The organism is Ensifer sp. R-19 (genome assembly GCF_049905105.1).
In the GTDB taxonomy this organism is placed as follows: Bacteria; Pseudomonadota; Alphaproteobacteria; order Rhizobiales; family Rhizobiaceae; genus Ensifer.
Genome location: NZ_CP184569.1, coordinates 642839 through 662303, shown reverse-complemented (window position 1 = coordinate 662303; position 19465 = coordinate 642839). Strand labels below are relative to the sequence as shown.

The 19465-nt window shown below is 63.1% G+C and carries 22 protein-coding genes and 2 tRNA genes; 13 read left to right on the top strand and 11 right to left on the bottom strand.

The window, feature by feature from the left end; all coding sequences use genetic code 11:
• Nucleotides 1-5 precede the first annotated feature (5 nt).
• Nucleotides 6-485 (bottom strand): DUF2214 domain-containing protein, encoded by a 480-nt coding sequence (locus tag ACN9MO_RS03085; protein ID WP_113132836.1) that lies wholly within the window; start codon nt 483-485, stop codon nt 6-8.
• Complete coding sequence (locus tag ACN9MO_RS03080; RefSeq protein ID WP_113132837.1) at nt 482-871, bottom strand: DUF6152 family protein; 390 nt, start codon at nt 869-871, stop codon at nt 482-484. The genes ACN9MO_RS03085 and ACN9MO_RS03080 overlap by 4 nt, the downstream gene beginning before the upstream one ends.
• A 382-nt stretch (nt 872-1253) precedes the next feature.
• Here ACN9MO_RS03080 and ACN9MO_RS03075 point away from each other — a divergent pair, with 382 nt between their 5' ends.
• The 5 genes from ACN9MO_RS03075 (at nt 1254) to ACN9MO_RS03055 (ending at nt 6995) form a co-directional block, all read left to right on the top strand.
• Nucleotides 1254-3158: a methyl-accepting chemotaxis protein gene (locus tag ACN9MO_RS03075; RefSeq protein ID WP_113132838.1), complete on the top strand. Its 1905-nt coding sequence runs from the start codon at nt 1254-1256 to the stop codon at nt 3156-3158.
• A gap of 241 nt (nt 3159-3399) precedes the next feature.
• On the top strand, nt 3400-4158 hold the full coding sequence (locus ACN9MO_RS03070; protein WP_113132839.1) for a phosphoadenylyl-sulfate reductase: 759 nt from the start codon (nt 3400-3402) through the stop codon (nt 4156-4158).
• 43 nt (nt 4159-4201) lie between these two features.
• Entirely contained in the window at nt 4202-5155 is a 954-nt protein-coding gene (gene cysD / locus ACN9MO_RS03065; RefSeq protein ID WP_113132840.1) for a sulfate adenylyltransferase subunit CysD, read from the top strand.
• A complete protein-coding gene (cysN, locus tag ACN9MO_RS03060; RefSeq protein WP_113132841.1) occupies nt 5155-6660 on the top strand; it encodes a sulfate adenylyltransferase subunit CysN in 1506 nt (501 codons plus the stop codon). The genes cysD and cysN overlap by 1 nt, the downstream gene beginning before the upstream one ends.
• Nucleotides 6661-6800: 140 nt before the next feature.
• The gene (locus tag ACN9MO_RS03055; protein ID WP_113132842.1) at nt 6801-6995 is read left to right on the top strand and encodes a hypothetical protein; all 195 of its coding nucleotides are present in this window, start codon (nt 6801-6803) and stop codon (nt 6993-6995) included.
• A gap of 20 nt (nt 6996-7015) precedes the next feature.
• On the opposite strand, the gene ACN9MO_RS03050 is transcribed toward ACN9MO_RS03055, so the two are convergent.
• Entirely contained in the window at nt 7016-7159 is a 144-nt protein-coding gene (locus ACN9MO_RS03050; protein WP_176707513.1) for a hypothetical protein, read from the bottom strand.
• Between the two features lie 516 nt (nt 7160-7675).
• Here ACN9MO_RS03050 and ACN9MO_RS03045 point away from each other — a divergent pair.
• The gene (locus ACN9MO_RS03045; RefSeq protein ID WP_058320352.1) at nt 7676-7855 is read left to right on the top strand and encodes a hypothetical protein; all 180 of its coding nucleotides are present in this window, start codon (nt 7676-7678) and stop codon (nt 7853-7855) included.
• Between the two features lie 77 nt (nt 7856-7932).
• Here the strand turns inward: ACN9MO_RS03045 and ACN9MO_RS03040 are convergent, their stop codons facing one another.
• Together ACN9MO_RS03040 and ACN9MO_RS03035 are read right to left on the bottom strand one after the other, a co-directional pair.
• Complete coding sequence (locus ACN9MO_RS03040; RefSeq protein ID WP_373419798.1) at nt 7933-8352, bottom strand: hypothetical protein; 420 nt, start codon at nt 8350-8352, stop codon at nt 7933-7935.
• Nucleotides 8353-8598: 246 nt separating this feature from the next.
• Nucleotides 8599-8675, bottom strand: a tRNA-Pro gene (locus ACN9MO_RS03035).
• A gap of 317 nt (nt 8676-8992) precedes the next feature.
• Here ACN9MO_RS03035 and ACN9MO_RS03030 point away from each other — a divergent pair.
• Nucleotides 8993-9430 (top strand): hypothetical protein, encoded by a 438-nt coding sequence (locus tag ACN9MO_RS03030; RefSeq protein WP_113132843.1) that lies wholly within the window; start codon nt 8993-8995, stop codon nt 9428-9430.
• Between the two features lie 67 nt (nt 9431-9497).
• Here the strand turns inward: ACN9MO_RS03030 and ACN9MO_RS03025 are convergent, their stop codons facing one another.
• A complete protein-coding gene (locus tag ACN9MO_RS03025) occupies nt 9498-9680 on the bottom strand; it encodes a YegP family protein (RefSeq protein WP_057250604.1) in 183 nt (60 codons plus the stop codon).
• A 129-nt stretch (nt 9681-9809) separates the two neighbouring features.
• A tRNA-Gln gene (locus ACN9MO_RS03020) sits at nt 9810-9884 on the bottom strand.
• A 225-nt stretch (nt 9885-10109) separates the two neighbouring features.
• On the opposite strand from ACN9MO_RS03020, the gene ACN9MO_RS03015 reads away from it, so the two are divergent.
• Genes ACN9MO_RS03015 through ACN9MO_RS03000 form a run of 4 tightly spaced genes read left to right on the top strand, consistent with a single transcriptional unit; the run spans nt 10110 to nt 12446 of the window.
• Nucleotides 10110-10406 carry a cupin domain-containing protein gene (locus ACN9MO_RS03015; RefSeq protein WP_065372590.1) on the top strand — a complete coding sequence of 99 codons (297 nt, stop codon included), beginning with the start codon at nt 10110-10112 and terminating at the stop codon, nt 10404-10406.
• A 17-nt stretch (nt 10407-10423) separates the two neighbouring features.
• Nucleotides 10424-11347: an MBL fold metallo-hydrolase gene (locus ACN9MO_RS03010; protein WP_113132844.1), complete on the top strand. Its 924-nt coding sequence runs from the start codon at nt 10424-10426 to the stop codon at nt 11345-11347.
• Nucleotides 11348-11349: 2 nt separating this feature from the next.
• Nucleotides 11350-11802, top strand: a complete 453-nt coding sequence (locus ACN9MO_RS03005) for a thiol-disulfide oxidoreductase DCC family protein (protein ID WP_113132845.1) — start codon at nt 11350-11352, stop codon at nt 11800-11802.
• Complete coding sequence (locus tag ACN9MO_RS03000; RefSeq protein ID WP_113132846.1) at nt 11799-12446, top strand: DUF4166 domain-containing protein; 648 nt, start codon at nt 11799-11801, stop codon at nt 12444-12446. The genes ACN9MO_RS03005 and ACN9MO_RS03000 overlap by 4 nt, the downstream gene beginning before the upstream one ends.
• Before the next feature lie 24 nt (nt 12447-12470).
• Here ACN9MO_RS03000 and ACN9MO_RS02995 read toward each other — a convergent pair whose 3' ends face one another.
• Nucleotides 12471-13379 carry a DUF1499 domain-containing protein gene (locus ACN9MO_RS02995; protein WP_058320358.1) on the bottom strand — a complete coding sequence of 303 codons (909 nt, stop codon included), beginning with the start codon at nt 13377-13379 and terminating at the stop codon, nt 12471-12473.
• Nucleotides 13380-13643: 264 nt separating this feature from the next.
• On the opposite strand from ACN9MO_RS02995, the gene ACN9MO_RS02990 reads away from it, so the two are divergent.
• A complete protein-coding gene (locus ACN9MO_RS02990) occupies nt 13644-14027 on the top strand; it encodes a hypothetical protein (RefSeq protein ID WP_058320359.1) in 384 nt (127 codons plus the stop codon).
• Nucleotides 14028-14302: 275 nt separating this feature from the next.
• Nucleotides 14303-14554: a hypothetical protein gene (locus ACN9MO_RS02985; RefSeq protein ID WP_110878088.1), complete on the top strand. Its 252-nt coding sequence runs from the start codon at nt 14303-14305 to the stop codon at nt 14552-14554.
• Between the two features lie 95 nt (nt 14555-14649).
• Here ACN9MO_RS02985 and prfH read toward each other — a convergent pair whose 3' ends face one another.
• The 3 genes from prfH to ppdK all read right to left on the bottom strand — a co-directional run bounded on the left by prfH (nt 14650) and on the right by ppdK (nt 19437).
• Nucleotides 14650-15264, bottom strand: a complete 615-nt coding sequence (prfH, locus tag ACN9MO_RS02980; protein WP_113132847.1) for a peptide chain release factor H — start codon at nt 15262-15264, stop codon at nt 14650-14652.
• Complete coding sequence (locus ACN9MO_RS02975) at nt 15257-16471, bottom strand: RNA ligase RtcB family protein (protein ID WP_113132848.1); 1215 nt, start codon at nt 16469-16471, stop codon at nt 15257-15259. Before ACN9MO_RS02975 ends, prfH begins: the two co-directional genes overlap by 8 nt.
• A gap of 299 nt (nt 16472-16770) precedes the next feature.
• Nucleotides 16771-19437, bottom strand: coding sequence for a pyruvate, phosphate dikinase (gene ppdK / locus ACN9MO_RS02970; RefSeq protein ID WP_113132849.1), 2667 nt, complete (start codon nt 19435-19437; stop codon nt 16771-16773).
• Between the last annotated feature and the right edge of the window lie 28 nt (nt 19438-19465).

Sequence of the window (19465 nt, the reverse complement as noted above, 5' to 3'; positions counted from 1 at the left end):
CAGCATCAGAGAAAGCCGATCCAGCGCCCAGCCAGAAGCGCTGCCGGCCACACCGTCAGCGAGACGGCTGCCGGGATGCGAAGACGCCAAGAGACCGGGCCGCCATTTACGGCGGTCCGCCAGGCGGCGCCCATATGCACACTGACAGCGTTGACGGCACCGATCCCCAGCAGAGCGATCTTTGCGAGAAAGGCAGCATTCGTGACATAGGCCGCCGGGCGCACGCTGAAGAGGCAGAAGCCAGTGGTGATCGCCAATGCTAAGCCAACTGCCGCAGCACGCGACAGAAACGGTCCGAGCACTTCAAGCGAGGTGTTGCCGAAGAAACCGAGCAACCGTAAATCCAACGGCACGATAGCGCCGATGAGCAGGCCGATCGCAAGAATGTGGGCCGCATTGACCAAGAGATAGAGAAGCGCTGAACGCCTGAGCGCAGCGCCGACCGGCCAGCCGGCAATCCATTCGACGAGTTCCACCCCACTCATCCACCGGCCCGGATGCGTTCCGGATAGATGTCATAGGTCTTGCCGGAGACCGTGATGCGCACCGCTTTCATGCGCTTTTCGTTCGGGTCGAGCGAGCGGTTGCCGAGAACGACGACGGCATCACCGGCCTTGGCTGATCCCTCGACAAAGCCTGAGCGCTCCGTCTGCCGGGGATTGCCGAGTTCGACGTGCCACATGCCATCCGCGGTCGTTTCCACCTGCAAGGTCGGATGCGGCGGCGCCATCGATATTTCGCGGATGATGCCCTTGAGCTCGATTTGGTCGGCCTCGGCCCAGGACCATCCGTGATGGGCATAGGCGCCGGTGACCAGAAGCGCCGTCAGGATACCCGCTGCAACGCCACTGCGTGAAATGGCTTTTAACATGTGCCTGCTCCTTCGCCTGTTCGGAGAGGTGGCAGCTTGAACCCGAAGAACGATTTGCGGAAGGACGTGATCTTCAACACTTCTTGAGCATCGCCATCCAACAGCCTCCTGCGGTTGCGATGACCACGGGTTGCACTAACACTGCTCAACACCTTAAAATTTAGCCATTCTTAATCTCCGGTTGTTATGTCTAGATAAGACGGAGTGAACGCTGGGCGAACGTGCCATGAGGGCAGTTTCGCCGCGTAGTAACGCGTGCTCCATCCCCATCATCGTCATTACTCCCTGCCAAGGCGAGCTCGCTTCCCGATGACCATGCGGCCTTGTCCGCGGTCACCGGCCGAGGATGATTTGCCTTGCGGGCAACCGAGGAGCGTTTTTCATGACAATCAAAGCACGCCTGCTCGTGTGCTTGTCCCTGCTCGCCGTCGCCATGCTGGTCATGATCGTCACGGCTTTCAATGCGATGATATCGATCTCCAAGCGCACCGAATCGATCGTCGCCGACCGGCTGTTGCCGGTGGCGCAGCTCGATACCGTCGCCGACATGTACGCCGTCGAAATCGTCGATACGACCCACAAGATGCGAAGCGGCGCGCTTGGGTGGGCTGACGGCAAGGAGAAGATCAACGCGGCGCTTGCCACCATCGACGAACAATGGCGCGCCTATGAAGCAACGAGACTGACGCCTGAGGAAAAGAAGCTTGCGAAGACCTTCGACGCAGCCCGCGTCGGCAGCGAGCAGGCGGTCAGGGACATGCTCGAGATCATCGATCGACAGGACATCGCCGAGTTCGGCCGGTTTATCGACAGCCGCCTTTACGCGGCCATCGATCCGCTGGCCGAACCGATCGGCGCCCTGGTCAAGCTCCAGCTCGCGGAAGCCGACCAGGAGCTGGAGGCGGCCAAGGTGGAAAAGGACACCCTGACACGCTGGCAGGTCATGATCGCCGCCTTTGCCATCGCGCTTCTCGGGGCAACAGTCTGGTTCGTGGCCGCCGGTCTCTTTCGGCCGCTGACGCAGCTGTGCGAGGCCATGCGGCAGCTTGCAGCCGGCAACCTCAAGGCCACGATCTTCGGCGAAGGCCGCCGTGACGAGATCGGCCAGATGGCGGGTGCCGTCGCTGTCTTCCGCGACAATGCGCTCGAACGCCAGCGGCTCGAGCAGGAAGCGGAGGCGGGTCGAACACTTTCCGAACGCGAGCGCGAGCAGCGCGAGGCGCAGAAGGTCAAGGAAGCTGCCGAGATCCAGACCGCGGTCAATGCGCTCGGCTTCGGTCTCGACCGGCTGGCGGAAGGCGACCTCACCTATCGCATCGACACGCCGCTTGCCGAACGGCTCGACACGCTACGCACGAACTTCAACAGCTCCGTCACCAATCTCGAAGATGCGCTGCGCTCGGTCGGCGAGAACGCCCGCAGCATCAATGCCGGCGCCAGCGAAATCCGCTCTGCGGCCGGTGACCTTTCCAAGCGCACAGAACAGCAGGCGGCTTCGGTCGAGGAAACGGCGGCTGCACTGGACCAGATCGCGACCACCGTGGCGGATGCCAGCCGGCGTGCGGAGGAGGCAGGCACCTTGGTGACGCGCACCCGCGGTGCAGCAGAGAAGTCCGGCGAGATCGTCGGCAACGCCGTCACCGCGATGAGTGGCATCGAAGCCTCGTCGCGGGAAATCTCCAGCATCATCGGCGTCATCGACGACATCGCCTTTCAGACGAACCTCCTGGCGCTGAATGCCGGCGTCGAGGCGGCCCGCGCCGGCGAAGCCGGCAAGGGCTTTGCCGTCGTCGCTCAGGAGGTGCGCGAGCTCGCCCAGCGCTCGGCGCAGGCCGCCAAGGAGATCAAGGTGCTGATCGCCACATCTGGCCAGCAGGTCAAATCCGGCGTCACGCTGGTGCGCGAGACCGGCACGGCGCTCGAAAGCATCATCACCGAGGTCAAGGAGATCAGCAGTCACGTGACGGCGATCGTCGAAAGCGCCCGCGAACAGGCCGCCGGCATCCAGCAGATCAACACGGCGGTGAACGCGATCGATCAGGGAACGCAGCAGAACGCGGCAATGGTGGAGCAATCGACCGCCGCGAGCCATAGCCTCGCCCGCGAGGCCGGCGCGCTCAACGATCTGCTGATGCGCTTCAAGACGGGCAACGGCCAAGCGGCGGCACCACGCCTCGTGACGAGCGAGATTGCTGCCCCTTCGCCCGCACGCGCCCTGGGCCGCAAACTCGCCACGGCCTATCGCAGTGCCCCGCAGGCACAGGAGGCCGGCTGGGCAGCGTTCTGACGGTCTGGCTCTCCCCTTGGCAGGAGGCGCGGGCCCGCAAGGTTCGCGCCTCCTCTTCAAGGGTTGCCGTCGTAGCCATACAGTATAAAATCTAGTAAATTACTAGTCTATATTCGGTTTTTCGCTGCCTTTCGTTCTGAGAGGCAGATTTGCTCCAAACAAACAGCATTAGAAACCGCTATTTCTGTCCATTGTCGCATTGGGCTGCGATATTCCGACCAAGTTGGAACAGGACGCAGCCATGACCACGTCATCCCTCGAAACCACCGCCAAGGCACTGAACGAGATGCTCGAAGGCCTGGATCTCGCCGGTCGGCTGGCGCTTGTCGCAAGCCTTGAAGGGCAGGCCGTCTTCACGACCTCGCTCGGTATCGAGGATCAGGTGATTACCGCGGCCATCGGCGAGAACAAGCTGTCCATCAATGTCGCGACACTGGAGACCGGGCGCCTGTTCAACGAGACGGTCGCCCTTATCGAAAAGACCGAAGAAACCTACGGGATCCTGATCAAGCGCTACCATCCGGAACAGGCCGACATCGACGCCTATGCGGCGCGCTATGGCCTCAACGGCTTTTACGAGAGCGTCGAGGCCCGGCATGCCTGTTGTGACGTGCGCAAGCTGAAGCCGCTTGCGCGCGCGCTCGAAGGGGCAACCTTCTGGGTCACCGGCCTGCGTCGGGGCCAGTCGGGCAATCGCGCATCGACCCCGTTCGCGGAAGCTGATGCCGAACGTGGCCTCATCAAGATCAACCCGCTGGCGGACTGGGACATCGAGACCATCCGTGCTTCCGTCGCCGCCAATGCCGTTCCGGTCAACCCGCTGCACGCCCGCGGCTATCCGTCGATCGGCTGCGAGCCCTGTACCCGCGCCATCAAGCCCGGCGAGCCGGAGCGCGCCGGCCGCTGGTGGTGGGAAAACGACGAGAAGCGCGAATGTGGTCTGCACGTTCCGGAAGCTGCCGCCAGTTCCATCATCCCGAATTCGAGCAGCGCCGCCTGAGGCTGGCGCGCTCGTCTGAAGACAAATCCTCCCGGAGACTGAAATGCCCCATATCCATCCGGAAACGGAACTGCACAATCCGCAGAGCGCCAAGCCGCCGCTCGATCCGCATCTGAAGGCACTCGAGAACGAAGCGATCCACATCTTCCGCGAAGTGGCCGCCGAGTTCGAACGCCCGGTCATGCTCTATTCGATCGGCAAGGACTCCTCGGTGCTGTTGCACCTCGCCCGTAAGGCCTTCTATCCCGGCCGCGTGCCCTTCCCGCTGTTGCACGTCAACACCGGCTGGAAGTTCGCCGAGATGATCACGTTTCGCAACGAGATCGTCGAGCGCTACGACCTCGACCTGATCGAGCACATCAACCCGCGCGGTGCTGCCGAGAACGTCACGCCCTTCAGCCACGGTTCGGCGCTCTACACCGACATCATGAAGACCGAGGCGCTGCGCCAGGCGCTCGACGCCGGCCAGTTCGACGCGGCCTTCGGCGGCGCGCGGCGCGACGAGGAAGCAAGCCGTGCCAAGGAACGCATCTATTCGTTCCGCACGCCGGATCATCGCTGGGATCCGCGCAACCAGCGCCCGGAACTTTGGAACGTCTATAACGGCATGATCCGCAAGGGCGAAAGCGTGCGGGCCTTCCCGCTCTCGAACTGGACCGAAGTCGACATCTGGCGCTACATCCAGGCAGAAGAGATCCCGATCGTGCCGCTTTACTTCGCTGAGAAGCGCCCGATCGTCGAACGCGACGGCATGATGATCCTGGCCGAAGACCCGCGCCTCGAACTGCTGCCAGGCGAAACCAAGCGCGAGGAAGTGATCCGCTTCCGCACCCTCGGCTGCTTCCCGCTGACCGGCGCCATCCGCTCCAGCGCGACGACACTCGACGACATCATTTCCGAACTCGAAACGGCGACCGTATCCGAACGCCAGGGCCGCGCCATCGACCGCGACCAGTCCGGCTCGATGGAAAAGAAAAAACGCGAAGGATATTTCTGATGACTGCTCCCGCAACCGCGAATGCCGTTGAGCACGTTGCTGCCGGCGAGGTTCTGGCCTTTCCGGCGCAGGAGCCGGCGCGCGCCGCGCGTGACAGCCGCCCGCTTCGCCTCATCACCTGCGGCTCGGTCGATGACGGCAAGTCGACGCTGATCGGTCGCCTGCTCTGGGACACCAAGGCGGTCAAGGAAGACCAGGCCGCGACGCTCCAGCGCGATTCCAACGGCAAGCAGAACGATCTCGGCCTGCCCGACTTCGCGCTGCTCCTCGACGGCCTGCAGGCCGAGCGTGAACAGGGCATCACCATTGATGTCGCCTATCGCTATTTCTCGACCGACAAGCGCTCCTTTATCGTCGCCGACACGCCCGGCCACGAGCAATATACCCGCAACATGGCGACGGGCGCCTCGACCGCCGACCTCGCCGTGCTGCTGGTCGATGCCCGCGTCGGCCTACTCGAGCAGACCCGCCGGCATGCGACGATCGCAACGCTGATGGGCATCAAGCAGTTCGTACTGGCGGTCAACAAGATCGACCTCACCGACTACGATCGCGCCCGCTTCGAAGAGATCAACCACGAGTTCCGGGAACTGGCATTGTCGCTTGGCGTGCGTCAGGTCACCGCTATTCCCGTCTCGGCTCTGAAGGGCGAGAATGTCGTCTATGACGGCCGCGCCTCCATGCCCTGGTATGACGGCCCGACGCTGATCGAAGTGCTGGAACTGGCAACCACCCGTTCGGCCCAGACCGTCGGCTTCCGCCTGCCGGTACAGCGCGTCTCGCGGCCCGGCGAAAGCTTCCGCGGCTATCAGGGCACGGTTGCCGGTGGCTCGGTGAAGCCGGGCGACAGTGTCGTCATCCTGCCCTCCGGCATGGTGGCCAACGTCACCAAGATCGTCACCTTCGACCTCGTGCGCAACGCCGCCGTCGCCGGCGACGCGATCACGCTCGTGCTCGACCGCCAGGTGGACGTGTCGCGCGGCGACATGATCGTGGCGATCGACAGCCAGCCGCTGACAGGCCTTGCCTTCGATGCCCAGCTCGTTGCCCTGCAGCCGGAAGGCATCCAGCCGGGCAAGCGCTACTGGCTGAAGAGCGGCAGCCGCCGCCAGCGCGTCCAGATCCAGCCGGCAAGCCAGCTCGACCTTAAGACCGGCAAGTGGGACCATGCCGAGCAGCTGCCGATGAACGCCATTGGCAAGGTGCATCTCGCCTTCGACGAACAGGCGGTCTTCGACACCTACGAGCAGAACCGCACGACCGGCGCCTTCATCCTGATCGATCCGGACACCAACAACACGGTGGCTGGCGGCATGATTACGGCCAAGCGCTCGGCACTCGGCGGCATCCACACGGAAGACGCCCGCGTCATCCTCTCGCTGCCGGCGGACCTCGCCGACCAGCTGATGGCGACCGAACTCTTCGCGGGCCGCCGCGAGGAGGCCGAAATCCGACGCGTAAGCGCCGGCAAGGCGGTCGAGATCATCGACGATATCGACGGCTGATCGAAAGCCGCAGCACACGCAAAAAAGGGGCCCCGAACAGGGCCCCTTTTTCGTTGCTGAAACCGCGGTTGCTACCGGTCGATTTGGGCCTTTTCAAACAAGTCCGTCGCCCTATCTCCCTGGCGCATGGGAGAAGCACCATGAAAATGGAACATCAAGGCGACGATGCGAGGCAAAAAGGCTTTCGCGGGCGCATGGTATCGATCGAAGCATTTGCCCGGAAATATCGGCTCGATGCGGAGGAAGCCGAGCGACTGGAGAACCAGTTCGGTCCGGTCGCCGGCGAAATAGACCTGCTGCAGGCGGCCAGGCGCAACGGCATGCCGGAGGAGTGAACTCCTGCCGGCATTCATCATCAAAGCTGCTGCTCAATCGCCGGGAGAACCATCGTCAACGGCGCCGGTTCGGCGTGCTGCCAAAGCTGATAACCGACGACGCTGCCAAGTATGGCTGTCCATATGGCGATCTCGCGAAACGTGAGTATCGGTTCCTTCAACATCTGAGCCTCTCGGGCAAGAACAAGTGTTGAGAGAAATATCGCCCTGATTGTTCACTTTGATAAGACATCATTCCGTGAACACGTCGTTTCAAAGTGAACAATAAAGCTGCGCATTGCTGCTGCAAGCGTGATCCGGCGCTGTTGAATCCGCTTCCCTGCGGGAGGCTCTCCGACGCCCTGAAGTCGCCACCGTCCCAAAACGGGACAGGGCTGGCAATCGCTTCACCTTGACCCGAAATCGCACAGATCGCACCTTTTCATCCGTCTCCGCATTCGTAAGTTGGCGCGTCGATCATGAGGATCGATAGGGCTGTTTCACCGTTCCTGGACGTTGTGGGACAGTCCGCCTGACCGTGGACCGGCAGCAAGGTTCCTGTCCGGCATGGGCGCTCTTCCCTGGCCTCTCCCCCGCCACAGCACCCCATCCATGCGGCGTATCGATGGACAGAACCGACCTCTCCGGCGTATCTGGACGACTTTCGCGCAACGATGCGCCGAATCAGGGGAGACGAGAAGGTGAGCACGGACAAGCAACCGGAAACCACCGTGAAGGTCGAGAAACGCATCAACGGCAAATGGTGCTTCGTTATCAAGTATCGCGGCGTCACCTATCCCGCCCAGGGCAATTTCACGTCGATGCTGCAAGCGCAGGCCGCGGCCCAATCGGCGCTAAAGACGCTCGAAGGGCAGGGCTGACAAGCGGACGGGGCGTTGCCATATCGACAATGGAAACGCTCTCCTGCTGCTGCCTGTCCGCTGCGCCCGCCTGGTCCCTACTCGACTGCGGAGCGGATGATGTTGCAGAGCCCCTCCTGCACCACCTGTTTGGTGGCCACCTGCCCCACCTGAATATCGAACATCGCATCAACCCGCGTGCCTGAACCGCGCTTGCGGGCAACGACGCGTAGCGTCTGCAGCCGTCCGGAGCCGGCGGTATCCTGATAGGCCTCGATGGTCCCGAGCGACTTGTTGATCTCGATACCCGAAAATCCTTCCGCCGCGACGCCCTGCGCCATCCGCTGCAAGGCGGCCTCGGGCTTCAGCTTCGGAAACTCCTGCCAGGTCTTGTAATAGACCGGCGTCACCAGCGGCACGCCCGAAGCCTTGAAATTCTTCTCGCAGCTCTGCGCCGCCGCCACCGAATGGCAGGCCAGAAGCAGAACCGCTGCAATGAATAGATGCTTGATCGACATTCCCGTTCCTCGTCGTCATTGATCGAATGACGGGAACCTAGAACCTTCGCCTTCGCGCAGACAGGCCGACCCGGGTGCGAATGCACGGCTATTCGACCAACGGCTTCGAGGGAGCGACGAACGGCTAAGATGGAGGACGAGTGGGCGTAAAAGATCGACGCCGGAACAGGCGCGCAAAACGCAAGCGCATACGCTGCGGCGCCGAGCGGCATGCAAGGGAATGATCGGGTAAAGGATTGATTTGGCTGGTCGGAGTGGCAAGATTCGAACTTGCGACCCCCACGTCCCGAACGTGGTGCGCTACCAGACTGCGCTACACTCCGTGACCAGCGGCGCCTCTATAGAACAGGCATTTTGATTTCACAAGCGCCTATCTCGAAAAACCTTGCGCCTTTTTCAAAAAACTTGTGACGGTGGAAAACTCTTGCGGAAATTGCCGTTTTCCGGGGGCGGCGGCGCCAGAAAGCCCGCCCGATAGGGACTTTGTGCAACGCTTCATATTTTCCTGAAACGCAAGGCGCGGCGTGGATTTCCTTTCGCCTGGTTTGGCGCTAGAGGCACAACGGAAAGCGCGGAAAACCAGGGGATACGGGCTTCCGCGCCATGCCTATTTCAGAACGAGAACCAAAGGGACAGAAACATGAACTTCCGTATGATGACGGTGGCGGGCCTTGCGCTCGTGCTTGCCGGCTGCACGACGACCGGAACGGGGATCTCCAAGAACGCGGTCGAAGCGCGTTGGCTCGGCCAGCCGGCCGGCGGCTTCTTCGCTCAATACGGTCCGCCGATCTCCGACGTCGAAAGCGGCAGCTCCACCGTCTATAGCTGGAAGGGCGGCTACAAGACCCGCAAGGTCCCGGCGCAGTACGAAACCACCAAGGACGGCAAGCGCGGCAAGCGCATCTCGTCGGCACGCACGGAGTATCTGAGCTGCTCGGTCCAGCTTACCGTCTCGTCCGACTATGTCATCCGCTCGGTCCGCATTGCCGGCGACCGCAAGCGTGCCGATGGCCCGAGCTGGTGCGAAGAGTTCCTGGGCGCGCCGGCGCAGACCAAGCCGGCCGCAACCGCAAGCTAAACGCCAAGAAACAAAAAAGCCCGCCGGTGAAAATCGGCGGGCTTTTTCTATGGAAAGAATGTCGAACTCAGCTGCTGCTGTTGTCCTCGACGGGTGCGTCGGGACCGTTCTTCTTGATCGAGTCGATGGCGTTCTGCGCGCTGGCCTTGGTCTTGTAGCCCTCGGTCGAGAACATCACTTCGCTGTTGTACTTGAAGCGAACCCGGTATTCACCAGCCTTGTCTTTGTAGATTTCGAATTTGTGAGCCATCTTCTCCCTCATACAAGTAGGAATCACCGAAACTAGCGTGTCAGTTGCAGCGTGACTTGACAAGAGTGCAAGTAGAGGCCCGGCCCAAAGCTGGGTTTGGCCGTTCGGGATCGGACGATTGGAAGAATGTGGCTGGGGCGCCAGGATTCGAACCTGGGAATGCCGGTACCAAAAACCGGTGCCTTACCGCTTGGCGACGCCCCAACTGGACTGACGGAAAAACAAGCCCGCCAAATCGAGCGCCTGATTATCAAAGCTCGCCGTCCGTCACAATCACTAAGTTGACACTAAGTTGGTTTTTCGGCGGATTTGTCGATCAGCTGTGCAAAAGGCCGGCGAGCACACCGCGACACAACGTCTGCCGCTGCCGCCTGCACCCTTCCCTTCCTGCATCGCACCTCCTATTGTCCCGCCGAAATGGAGAAGATCATGAGCCAGTTTCGCGCCCGCCCTCCTGCCGTTCCGAGCGTGCTCGTCGATGACGCGGTGGTGCGTATTACCCGCTGGGATTTCGAGCCCGGCGCCGATACGGGCCACCACGTGCACGGTCTCGGCTATGTCGTCGTGCCGATGACCGACTGCCAGTTCCTGCTCGAGGAGGAAGGCGGCAGCCGCCGTGTCGATATCGCCAAGGGAGCGGCCTATCGCCGCGAGGCGGGCATGGCGCACAATGTCGTCAATGCCGGAGCCGAGCCGATGTCGTTCATCGAGATCGAATACAAGTGAAAGCCAGGAAGAGACGCATGCAGGGCCCGGACTTCGATCTCGATTTCAAGCCGGCCCACGGCGAGGCCGTGACAGTTGCGGACGATGTGCAGCGCATCACCGTCAACAATCCCGGCCCCTTCACCTTCCACGGCACCAACAGCTATATCGCCGGAAAGCGTTCCGTTGCGGTGATCGACCCCGGCCCGGATGACGAGGCGCATTTTCAGGCGCTGATGGCGGCCCTTGCCGGCCGTGAGGTCACCCATATCGCCGTCAGCCATACGCATCGCGACCACTCGCCACTTGCGCGCCGGCTGAAGGCCGCGACCGGTGCGCTGATCGTCGGCGAAGGCCCGCACCGCTCCGCCCGCCCGTTGCATACGGGCGAGACCAATCCATTCGCCGAGAGTTCGGACATGGAGTTCGCCCCCGATCTCGTGCTTGCCGATGGCGGGCGGATCGAGGGCGATGGCTGGAGCCTGACGGGGCTGACGACGCCCGGCCACACGGCCAACCATATGGCCTTCGCACTCGACGGCACCGGTATCCTCTTTTCCGCGGACCACGTCATGGCCTGGGCGACGACGATCGTCGCGCCGCCGGACGGCGCCATGGCGGACTACATGGCCTCGCTTGAAAAACTGCTCTACCGCGACGAGCATCTCTACCTGCCCGGCCATGGCGGGCCGGTGACCGAGCCCGCCTCGTTTCTTCGGGGCTTGCGCGCCCACCGCAAGATGCGCGAACGTGCCGTGCTCGAACGTATTCGCGCCGGCGACAGCCATATCCCGGATATGGTCAAGGTCATCTATGCCTCGACCGATGTCCGGCTGCATGGGGCGGCGGCACTTTCGGTCCTTGCCCATCTGGAAGACCTGATCGAGCAAGGGCGGGTCGAGACCGATGGGCCGCCCTCGCTCCTTGGCGCCTACCGGCTGGCGGCTGGCGGAGCCGGCTGACCATGCGGCGGGTCGCCTACAGCTATCGCAGCGATGCCACGGTGCCTGCCTTTGCCGACGACAATCCCGTAATCGTCTTCGACGGCGAATGCATTTTCTGTTCCGGCTGGGTGCGTTTCCTGCTTCGCCATGACCGGCGGGCGCAATATCGCTATCTCACGGCGCAGTCGCCGCTTGGCCAGGCGCTCTATCGGCACTACGGCCTCGACGCCAGCAGCTTCGAAAGCAACATCCTGATCGAGGACGGCGTCGCCCGCTTCAAATCCGACGGCTCGATGCGGACGCTTGCGCGGCTCGGCCTGCCATGGTCGCTGGTGAACGTCTGCCGTATCCTGCCCGCTGCCCTTCGCGACCCACTCTATGATCTCGTGGCGAGAAACCGCTATCGCATCGCCGGGCGCCGTCAGAGTTGCATGGTGCCGACGCCCGAGGAGCGTGGCCGCTTCATCGCATGACGACGGAAATCATGGTCCAACAGCAGAGCCTCTACCGGCGGATCCTCGGACGCGATTGGGATCGCGTGCCGGCCTCGATCCAAGCCCTGCATGACAGGTCGGAAGGACACGCCACCTTTCGCGGACGTGCGGTCGTCGAGCGAGGCGGATCGATCTGGGCCCGCCTTGTCGCCTCTGTCTTCGGCTTTCCCAGCGCCGGTGCGGATGTGCCGGTCGAAATCCGCTTCGCCTGCGGCAATGGTCGGGAGGTCTGGACCCGGCGCTTCGGCGAAAAGATCCTGCGCAGTTCGCAGCAGAAGGTAGAGAAGCGAAACGAACAACTGCTGGCGGAGGATTTCGGACCGTTCCGCATCCTGTGTGCCTTGGAGCCTGCAGAAGATCGACTGCACCTCGCGGTTCGCGCCTGGTCCTTCCTCGGCCTCCCGCTTCCCTTGCGGCTCGCGCCGGGCGGTCGGACGTTCGAGGAAGATCGCGACGGCCTGTTTCACTTCCATGTGGAGGTCGAAAGCCCCTTGACCGGCTTGATCGTGCGCTATCGCGGCTGGCTTGCACCAGCCGATGAGTCGACGTCGTTGCGGGCGCCCGCCCTCGACCGAAAAGCTACCGCTCAATTCGATGGCCGCGGCGCCGCCGTGAACGACTGACGTCTCCTGGCGGTACTCTGCCGATCAATCGCCGGCAATGCCGAGCAGCTCGGCATCGAGCGCCCGCAGGAACTGATCAGCGAAGGCGGCGCCCATGCCGAGGTCATGCGGGCCATAGCGGGAGGCGACACGCAGGTCGACGAAGGTCGTTTCGGCCTCTTCGCGCAGCCGGATCAACACATCGAAACGGAAGCCGGCGATCAGCGTGCGCCATTCGCCCTGGAGCACGACGTCGCTGGCGCGGCGCCCCGCAATCGCCCCTTCGAGCGAGAGTTCCGGCCGCGCCGCCGGCACCGGTACGTTCTCCGGTTCGACGGTCGTCTCCGCCCCGGCATTCGGCCGTACGGTCAGATCCTCGAGATCGGCGCGGGCGTTTTCGACGCCAAGCTCCTCGGTGATGCCGACGCGGTTCTGTTCGATGACGGTGCGCACGCCCTGGTAAACGCGGTCGAGTGCGCCATCGTAGCGCCGGCCGGTGAGGCCCGGATAGGCAAGGATCTGCGCTTCCCGGTCCTCGGGCGTCACAGCGCCCTTGCGTTTCAGCCAGCTCTCTTCGGTCTGCGGTACCTTGAGCCATGGCGGCGGCGTCACCGTGTCGGTGCTGACATCGTAGATCGCCGGGCGGGTCAGATATTGCACGACGCCGAAGCCGATGAAACCGAGCGCCGGCGCGGCATAGACAAGAGCCGCAGCAGACGCGAGGCCGCCGATCGCGGCGACCTGCCAGAGGCGTGCAAGACCGACGACGGCAAGCAATACGCCGAGCAGCGCGAAAATGCCGGACAGGCCGACAAGAGCCAGGAAATGCGGTGTCGTCAGTGGCCCGAAGCGGTGCGCCAGCAGCGAGAGCACAAAGAGCACGAAGGAGACACGGGCGAAGCGACGCGCCCAATGGGCGGCATAGGAATAGGGACGCTCGTACCGGACCATCATGTAGTTGAATCAATCCCCTGCCGCGAAACAGATCGCATTCTTAGACCATGCCCCGTGCCGTGAAAACAGGCAATGCCCAGTCGGCCGCCGCGCCGCGGGCCACGCCTGAGGCTTCGCCGCAAAATCGCCATTCTCGTTAACCACCTATCAACACATGGGAATGTGCCCGCGCGCCCAAGAATCGGCCGGCGCGGAGTTTCAATCGGAGGCAACGGCCGCGCACGGCTTCATGCGAGAGTACGCGGCGATCGACGGAGAACCGACATGGGCGCATCGCAGGCAGCCGTGGCCATTGCCACCCCTACCCCTCTTCCCCCGCGTGACGGCGGAGTTCCGATGGGGCTCTTCGAGCTCGAACTCTCCCTCGACGGCTTTTCCGGAAACAAGGACGATTTCGCTGGTTTTGTCCGGACCGTTGCCGACAATGCCGGCGGCGAGTTTCTGTTTGCATTGCCTGCTTCGGAACTGGTCGAAGATTGCCTGAGTGTCGCCGTGCTCCGGCTTGGCGAACAGGACAGCGAAACATCGATCCTGTTTGCCTGCCTTGATGAGCAGGGCACGACCATCCGCCTCGAGCACCCGGGCGATGGCACGCGAGACCTCGAGCGCTTTGCCGAGTCCTTCGTCGGCGTGCTCGAACGCATGTGATCGCCGCCTGCCGGCGGCGGTGCAAACTGGCTTCAATCGAAAAACCTACGCGCTGCCGTGCCGGTGCTGGCGTGCTGATCACGTCGGGCCAAGCCTCAGAAAACCAACTTTCAGGACGACATCGTACGCCTTGCGTCTCCCCTGCGTGCGACCGCGCGCCTGCCGCAGAATTGGCGTGATCCGCTTCGATTTTTGGCGCAACTCCCTATATTAATTGCGATTCGAGACATGGACCCGAAGGCGGCACGCGCCGGCACTCAGGAGGCACGAACACCATGACGACCCGATTGACGATGCTCGTCGCAGCCGCCCTGCTGCTGACGGCGTGCCAGACGACGACACCTGAGGAACGGCGCATCGCCGACGGCAACACCTGCGCCTCCTACGGTTTCCGCCGCGGCACCGACGCCTTTGCCACCTGCCTGCAACGCATCGAACTCGACCGGCGCGCTGAATCGCGCGCCTTCCGCTATCAGAACGACGTGATGATGTGGGGCTGGGACCGCCCCGTCGTCATCATGCGCTGACGGAGGCGTTCAACCGAAGCAACCGGTAATGTCGCGGCTCGACGATCAGCGTATCAAGGCGACCCGGGCGCACAAGCCCGGGTCGCCAAGGAAGGCTACAGGCGGAGGGTCTTGACCGCGTTACCCCGCTCCAGCTCCTTGCTGGCCATGAACAAGGCCGTCTTTTCTTGCTGCTCGTTCCCGGCGGCGATGAGATCCAGAATGGCTTGAAGCCTGCGGATTGCAGTTGCCTTGTTGCGATGCTGCGATCGCTCCTCTCGGCAAACGACCGTGTGGCCCGTGGGGACATGCGTCGCCCGCACGGCGCTATCGGTGGTGTTTTGATGCTGGCCACCGGGCCCGCCGGCCCGCAAGGTTTCGAAGCGCAAATCCCCAAGCTCGATCGTCGGTACGACGCCCGCGCCGGAAAGATCCACTTGCCGGACACCAACAAACCAGTTCTGTCGTTGATGCCCTTTTCTAACCGGGCTCTTGAAAACAAAGCGAATCGTCCCGCAATAGGCTCTTGCCAAATCTTCGGATCGAGCGCCTGCCATCGTGACGATTGCGGATTTTGGACCGAACGCATCCGGTTGCCCGCCAAGGGCCAGGTCAAAGCTGCAGCCGTTGACCTTCGCTTCCTTGCCCAAGATGTCGATCAGCGCGGCCATGGCAATGCGACATTCCACCGGACCGTTGCCGGAGGTCAGAAAGAGCGTTACTTCACCCATGGCGCATCCTCCTTATCGTCGTCCGCTCCCACTTCGTTTTCTCGCGCACCCGTTCCTGCGGCTGCACGTTCTTGTAGGTGACGAGCGGCTTCATCGCCGCGATCGGTCGAATAAGCCCGAACGCCTCGAGGTCTGCGACAACCTTAGCGGCATCCTTGTAGGCGCCGGCCGCCTCCTCGATCAGCAGGTTGCGATCCTCGCAGATTGCGAGACCACCCCAGGCATTGATGCGCAAGGCATCACGCTCGGAGCGATTGCCACCCACGCGGCCGTGCATGGCCTTACGGTCATATTTCCGCCCCGCACCGTGCGAGATGCCCCAATGCGATCGCTCCGCACCGGCCAGGGCGCGCACCAGAAAGCTTCGCGTTGCGCGCGATCCAGCGACCGGCGCGACGGCATCCTCACCGATTGCGGCCGCGCCCTTATAGTGCAGGAAGCCCGACGCCGTGGCCCGCACCAGGTTGTGCGGGATATCGGCAACCAGCGACAGATCGGCGCGCAACGTCCGCGCTGCCCGCTCCGCCACCATTCGCCGGTTAAGCGAAGCCCATCGAACGCACTCGCCGCTTCCGGCGAGCCATTCAACGGCGGCGGCCGAACCGGCAGCCAGACCGTCCCGCAAGTGTTCTGTGCCGAGCGTGCGACCGAAAAGATTGGCGCCCAGCGAACGCGAGCCCGAGTGGACCAGAAGATAGAGCTTCTGCCGGTCGGCCACACTTTCCGCCTCGTCCTCGAACACTTCGTCCACGGCCTGCAGCTCACAGAAGTGGTTGCCGCCGCCGATGGTGCCGAGGGATTGCGGGCCCATGTCAGGCGAAAGATCGTGCTCCGCCAGGCGGGTTGCCATGTCGCCGAGATCGATCTGCTCCAGCCTGCGCAGTTGCTCGGCCGCCTTTTCGACCTTGAATTTGCGCAGCGGCAAGGAGAGCTCGAAGAATGACATGCCGCAGCCGATATCGTTGCCGATCAGCTGCGGGTAGAGCCGCTGCGAAAGCGCGACCATGCCGACGGGGCCATACTTGCCCGGGTGCAGATCCGGGAAACCGGCGACCGAGATCATGCCGGGGAGACTGGCAATTCCCGCCAGTTGATGAACTGCCGCGCCTTCAATCCAGCTGCCGGCAGTAAAATAATGCGTGACGGTCGCTCTGCGCGCACCATCGTCGCCTTCGGGGACGATGTCCCCAAAAGAATGATTGCCCATGAAAAATAATCCAGAACAGGGTCAAACAGCCGGCACATTGGCCAGCAGGACGGGCCCTTTCAGCGCATCAACGCTGATTAGCCGCGAAGCCCCAAGGGGCGTGTGGAAACGCACTGCGTCATTTTCCGCTCCCGTTCTGAACAAACCGCTATGCACATGCATAGCGAATGATCGCCCGCGCCGATACGGCGCGAACGAGGCGCTGATGCACTATCCGCTCGCCGCTTGCAACCAGGAATGCAGGGCTCCGATAAACCGGCGTCCGCGCGTTGCATCGTTGCAACACGCAGAGGGCGCCCCTACCCCTTGCCGTTGATCGCTGCTTGGGCGGCGGCAAGACGGGCAATCGGCACGCGGAACGGCGAGCAGGAGACGTAGTCGAGACCGGCGTCCTCGCAGAAGCGGATCGAGGCCGGGTCGCCGCCATGTTCGCCGCAGATGCCGAGCTTCAGACCGTTCTTGGTCCGTCGTCCGCGTTCGGCGGCGATCTGGATCAGTTCGCCGACACCTTCGAAATCGAGCGAGACGAAGGGGTCCTGCTCGATGATGCCCTTCTGCTGGTAGGTCGCCAGGAACTGCGAGGCGTCGTCGCGCGAGATGCCGAAGGTCGTCTGCGTCAGGTCGTTGGTGCCGAAAGAGAAGAAGTCAGCCGCTTCGGCGATTACGCCGGCGCGGAGTGCTGCGCGCGGCAGTTCGATCATCGTACCCACGAGATAGTCGATGCCGATGCCGGCCTCGCCGATCACTTCCTTGGCGACCGCATCGATGCGCTCCTTGACGTAGTCAAGCTCGGCCCGGAGGCCGACCAGCGGCACCATGATTTCGGGAACGACGGCCGCGCCGGTTTCGCGGGCGGCCTCCACCGCGGCCTCGAAGATCGCGCGCGCCTGCATCTCGGCGATCTCAGGATAGGAGATTGCCAGACGGCACCCACGATGGCCGAGCATCGGGTTGAACTCGTGCAGCTCGTCGACACGCTGGCGCAGTGCCGACGGATCGAGCGAAAGTGCGCCGGCAACATCGGCGATCTCTTCGTCGGTCTTCGGCAAGAACTCGTGCAGCGGCGGGTCGAGCAGGCGGATCGTCACCGGCAGGCCATGCATGATCGAGAAGAGCTCGGCGAAATCCGAGCGCTGCATCGGCAGGAGCTTGGCGAGTGCCAAGCGCCGGCCGGCCTCGTCGTCGGCGAGGATCATCTCGCGCATGACGTTGATGCGGTCATCCTCGAAGAACATGTGCTCGGTGCGGCAGAGGCCGATGCCCTCGGCGCCGAATGAGCGCGCCGCGCGCGCATCCGCCGGGGTTTCGGCATTGGTTCTGACAGTCATGCGGCGGCTGGCATCCGCCCAGGCCATGATCTTGCCGAAGTCGCCGGAAAGCTCCGGTTGCAGCATGGCGATCGACCCTTTCAGCACCTGACCGGACGAGCCGTCGATGGTGATGACGTCGCCCTTGCGGAGCGTCACGCTTCCGGCCGTCAGCAATTCGTTGCGAAGATCGACGCGGATGCTGCCGGCGCCGGAAACGCAAGGCGTGCCCATGCCGCGGGCAACGACAGCCGCATGGCTGGTCATGCCGCCGCGGGTCGTCAGGATGCCTTCGGCGGCGTGCATGCCGTGAATGTCTTCCGGGCTGGTCTCGACGCGCACGAGTATGACCTTGCGGCCTTCCTTGTCGGCCTGCACCGCCTCCTCGGAGGTAAAGACGATTTCACCGGTCGCAGCACCTGGCGAGGCCGGCAGGCCGGAGCCGATGATGTCGCGCCGCGCATGCGGATCGATCGTCGGATGCAGCAGCTGGTCGAGCGAGGCCGGATCGATGCGGGCGACGGCCTCCTGCTCGGAAATCAGGCCCTCCTCCGCCATATCGACGGCGATCTTCAGCGCCGCCTTGGCGGTGCGCTTGCCCGAGCGCGTCTGCAGCATCCAGAGCGTGCCGCGCTCGATGGTGAATTCGAGATCCTGCATGTCGCGGTAGTGCCGCTCGAGCGTATCACAGATCGACCGAAACTCGGCGAAGGCTTCCGGCATCAGCTTTTCGAGCGACGGCTTGTCGGAACCGGAGGCGAGACGCGCGGCCTCGGTGATGTTTTGCGGCGTGCGAATGCCGGCAACAACGTCTTCGCCTTGCGCGTTGACGAGGAACTCGCCGTAGAGTTCGCTCTCGCCGGTCGACGGATTGCGGGTGAAGGCGACACCGGTTGCCGACGAATTGCCGAGATTGCCGAAGACCATCGCCTGGACGTTGACCGCCGTGCCCCAGGCAGCCGGAATTCCGTGCAGATGACGATAGGTCACCGCGCGCGCGTTCATCCAGCTTGAGAAGACGGCGCCGATGGCGCCCCAGAGCTGTACTTCCGGATCCTGCGGAAACGGCTCGCCGAGCGCCTCTTCGATCGCTTCCTTGTAGCGGGTGATGACATGCTGCCACTCGACCGCGGAAAGCTCGGTGTCCTGTTCGTGGCCGAGCCGCGCCTTCTCATCTTCGAGGATTTCCTCGAAGACGTCGTGATCGACGCCCATGACCACGTCGCCATACATCTGAATGAAGCGGCGGTAGCTGTCCCAGGCAAAACGCGCGTCGCCGGCGTCATGACCGAGCGCGTGCACCGACTCGTCGTTGAGCCCAAGATTGAGAACCGTATCCATCATGCCCGGCATCGAGGCGCGGGCACCGGAGCGAACCGAAAGCAACAAGGGATGGCTGGTGTCGCCGAAGACGCGGCCCGTCACCTCCTCCATCCGGCGGATACCCTCGCGCACCTGATCGTGCAGGCCGTCAGGCATTTGCCTGTCGTTATCGAAGAAGTTGTTACAGGCATCGGTGACGATGGTCAGGCCAGGCGGCACCGGCAAGCCGAGGTTGCACATCTCGGCAAGGTTTGCGCCCTTGCCACCCAACCGCTCGCGGTCACCTGCACGTCCTTCGGCCTTGCCCCCACCGAAGGTGTAAACCCATTTCGTCATGCCTGCTCTCCACCCAGATACAGTGTTT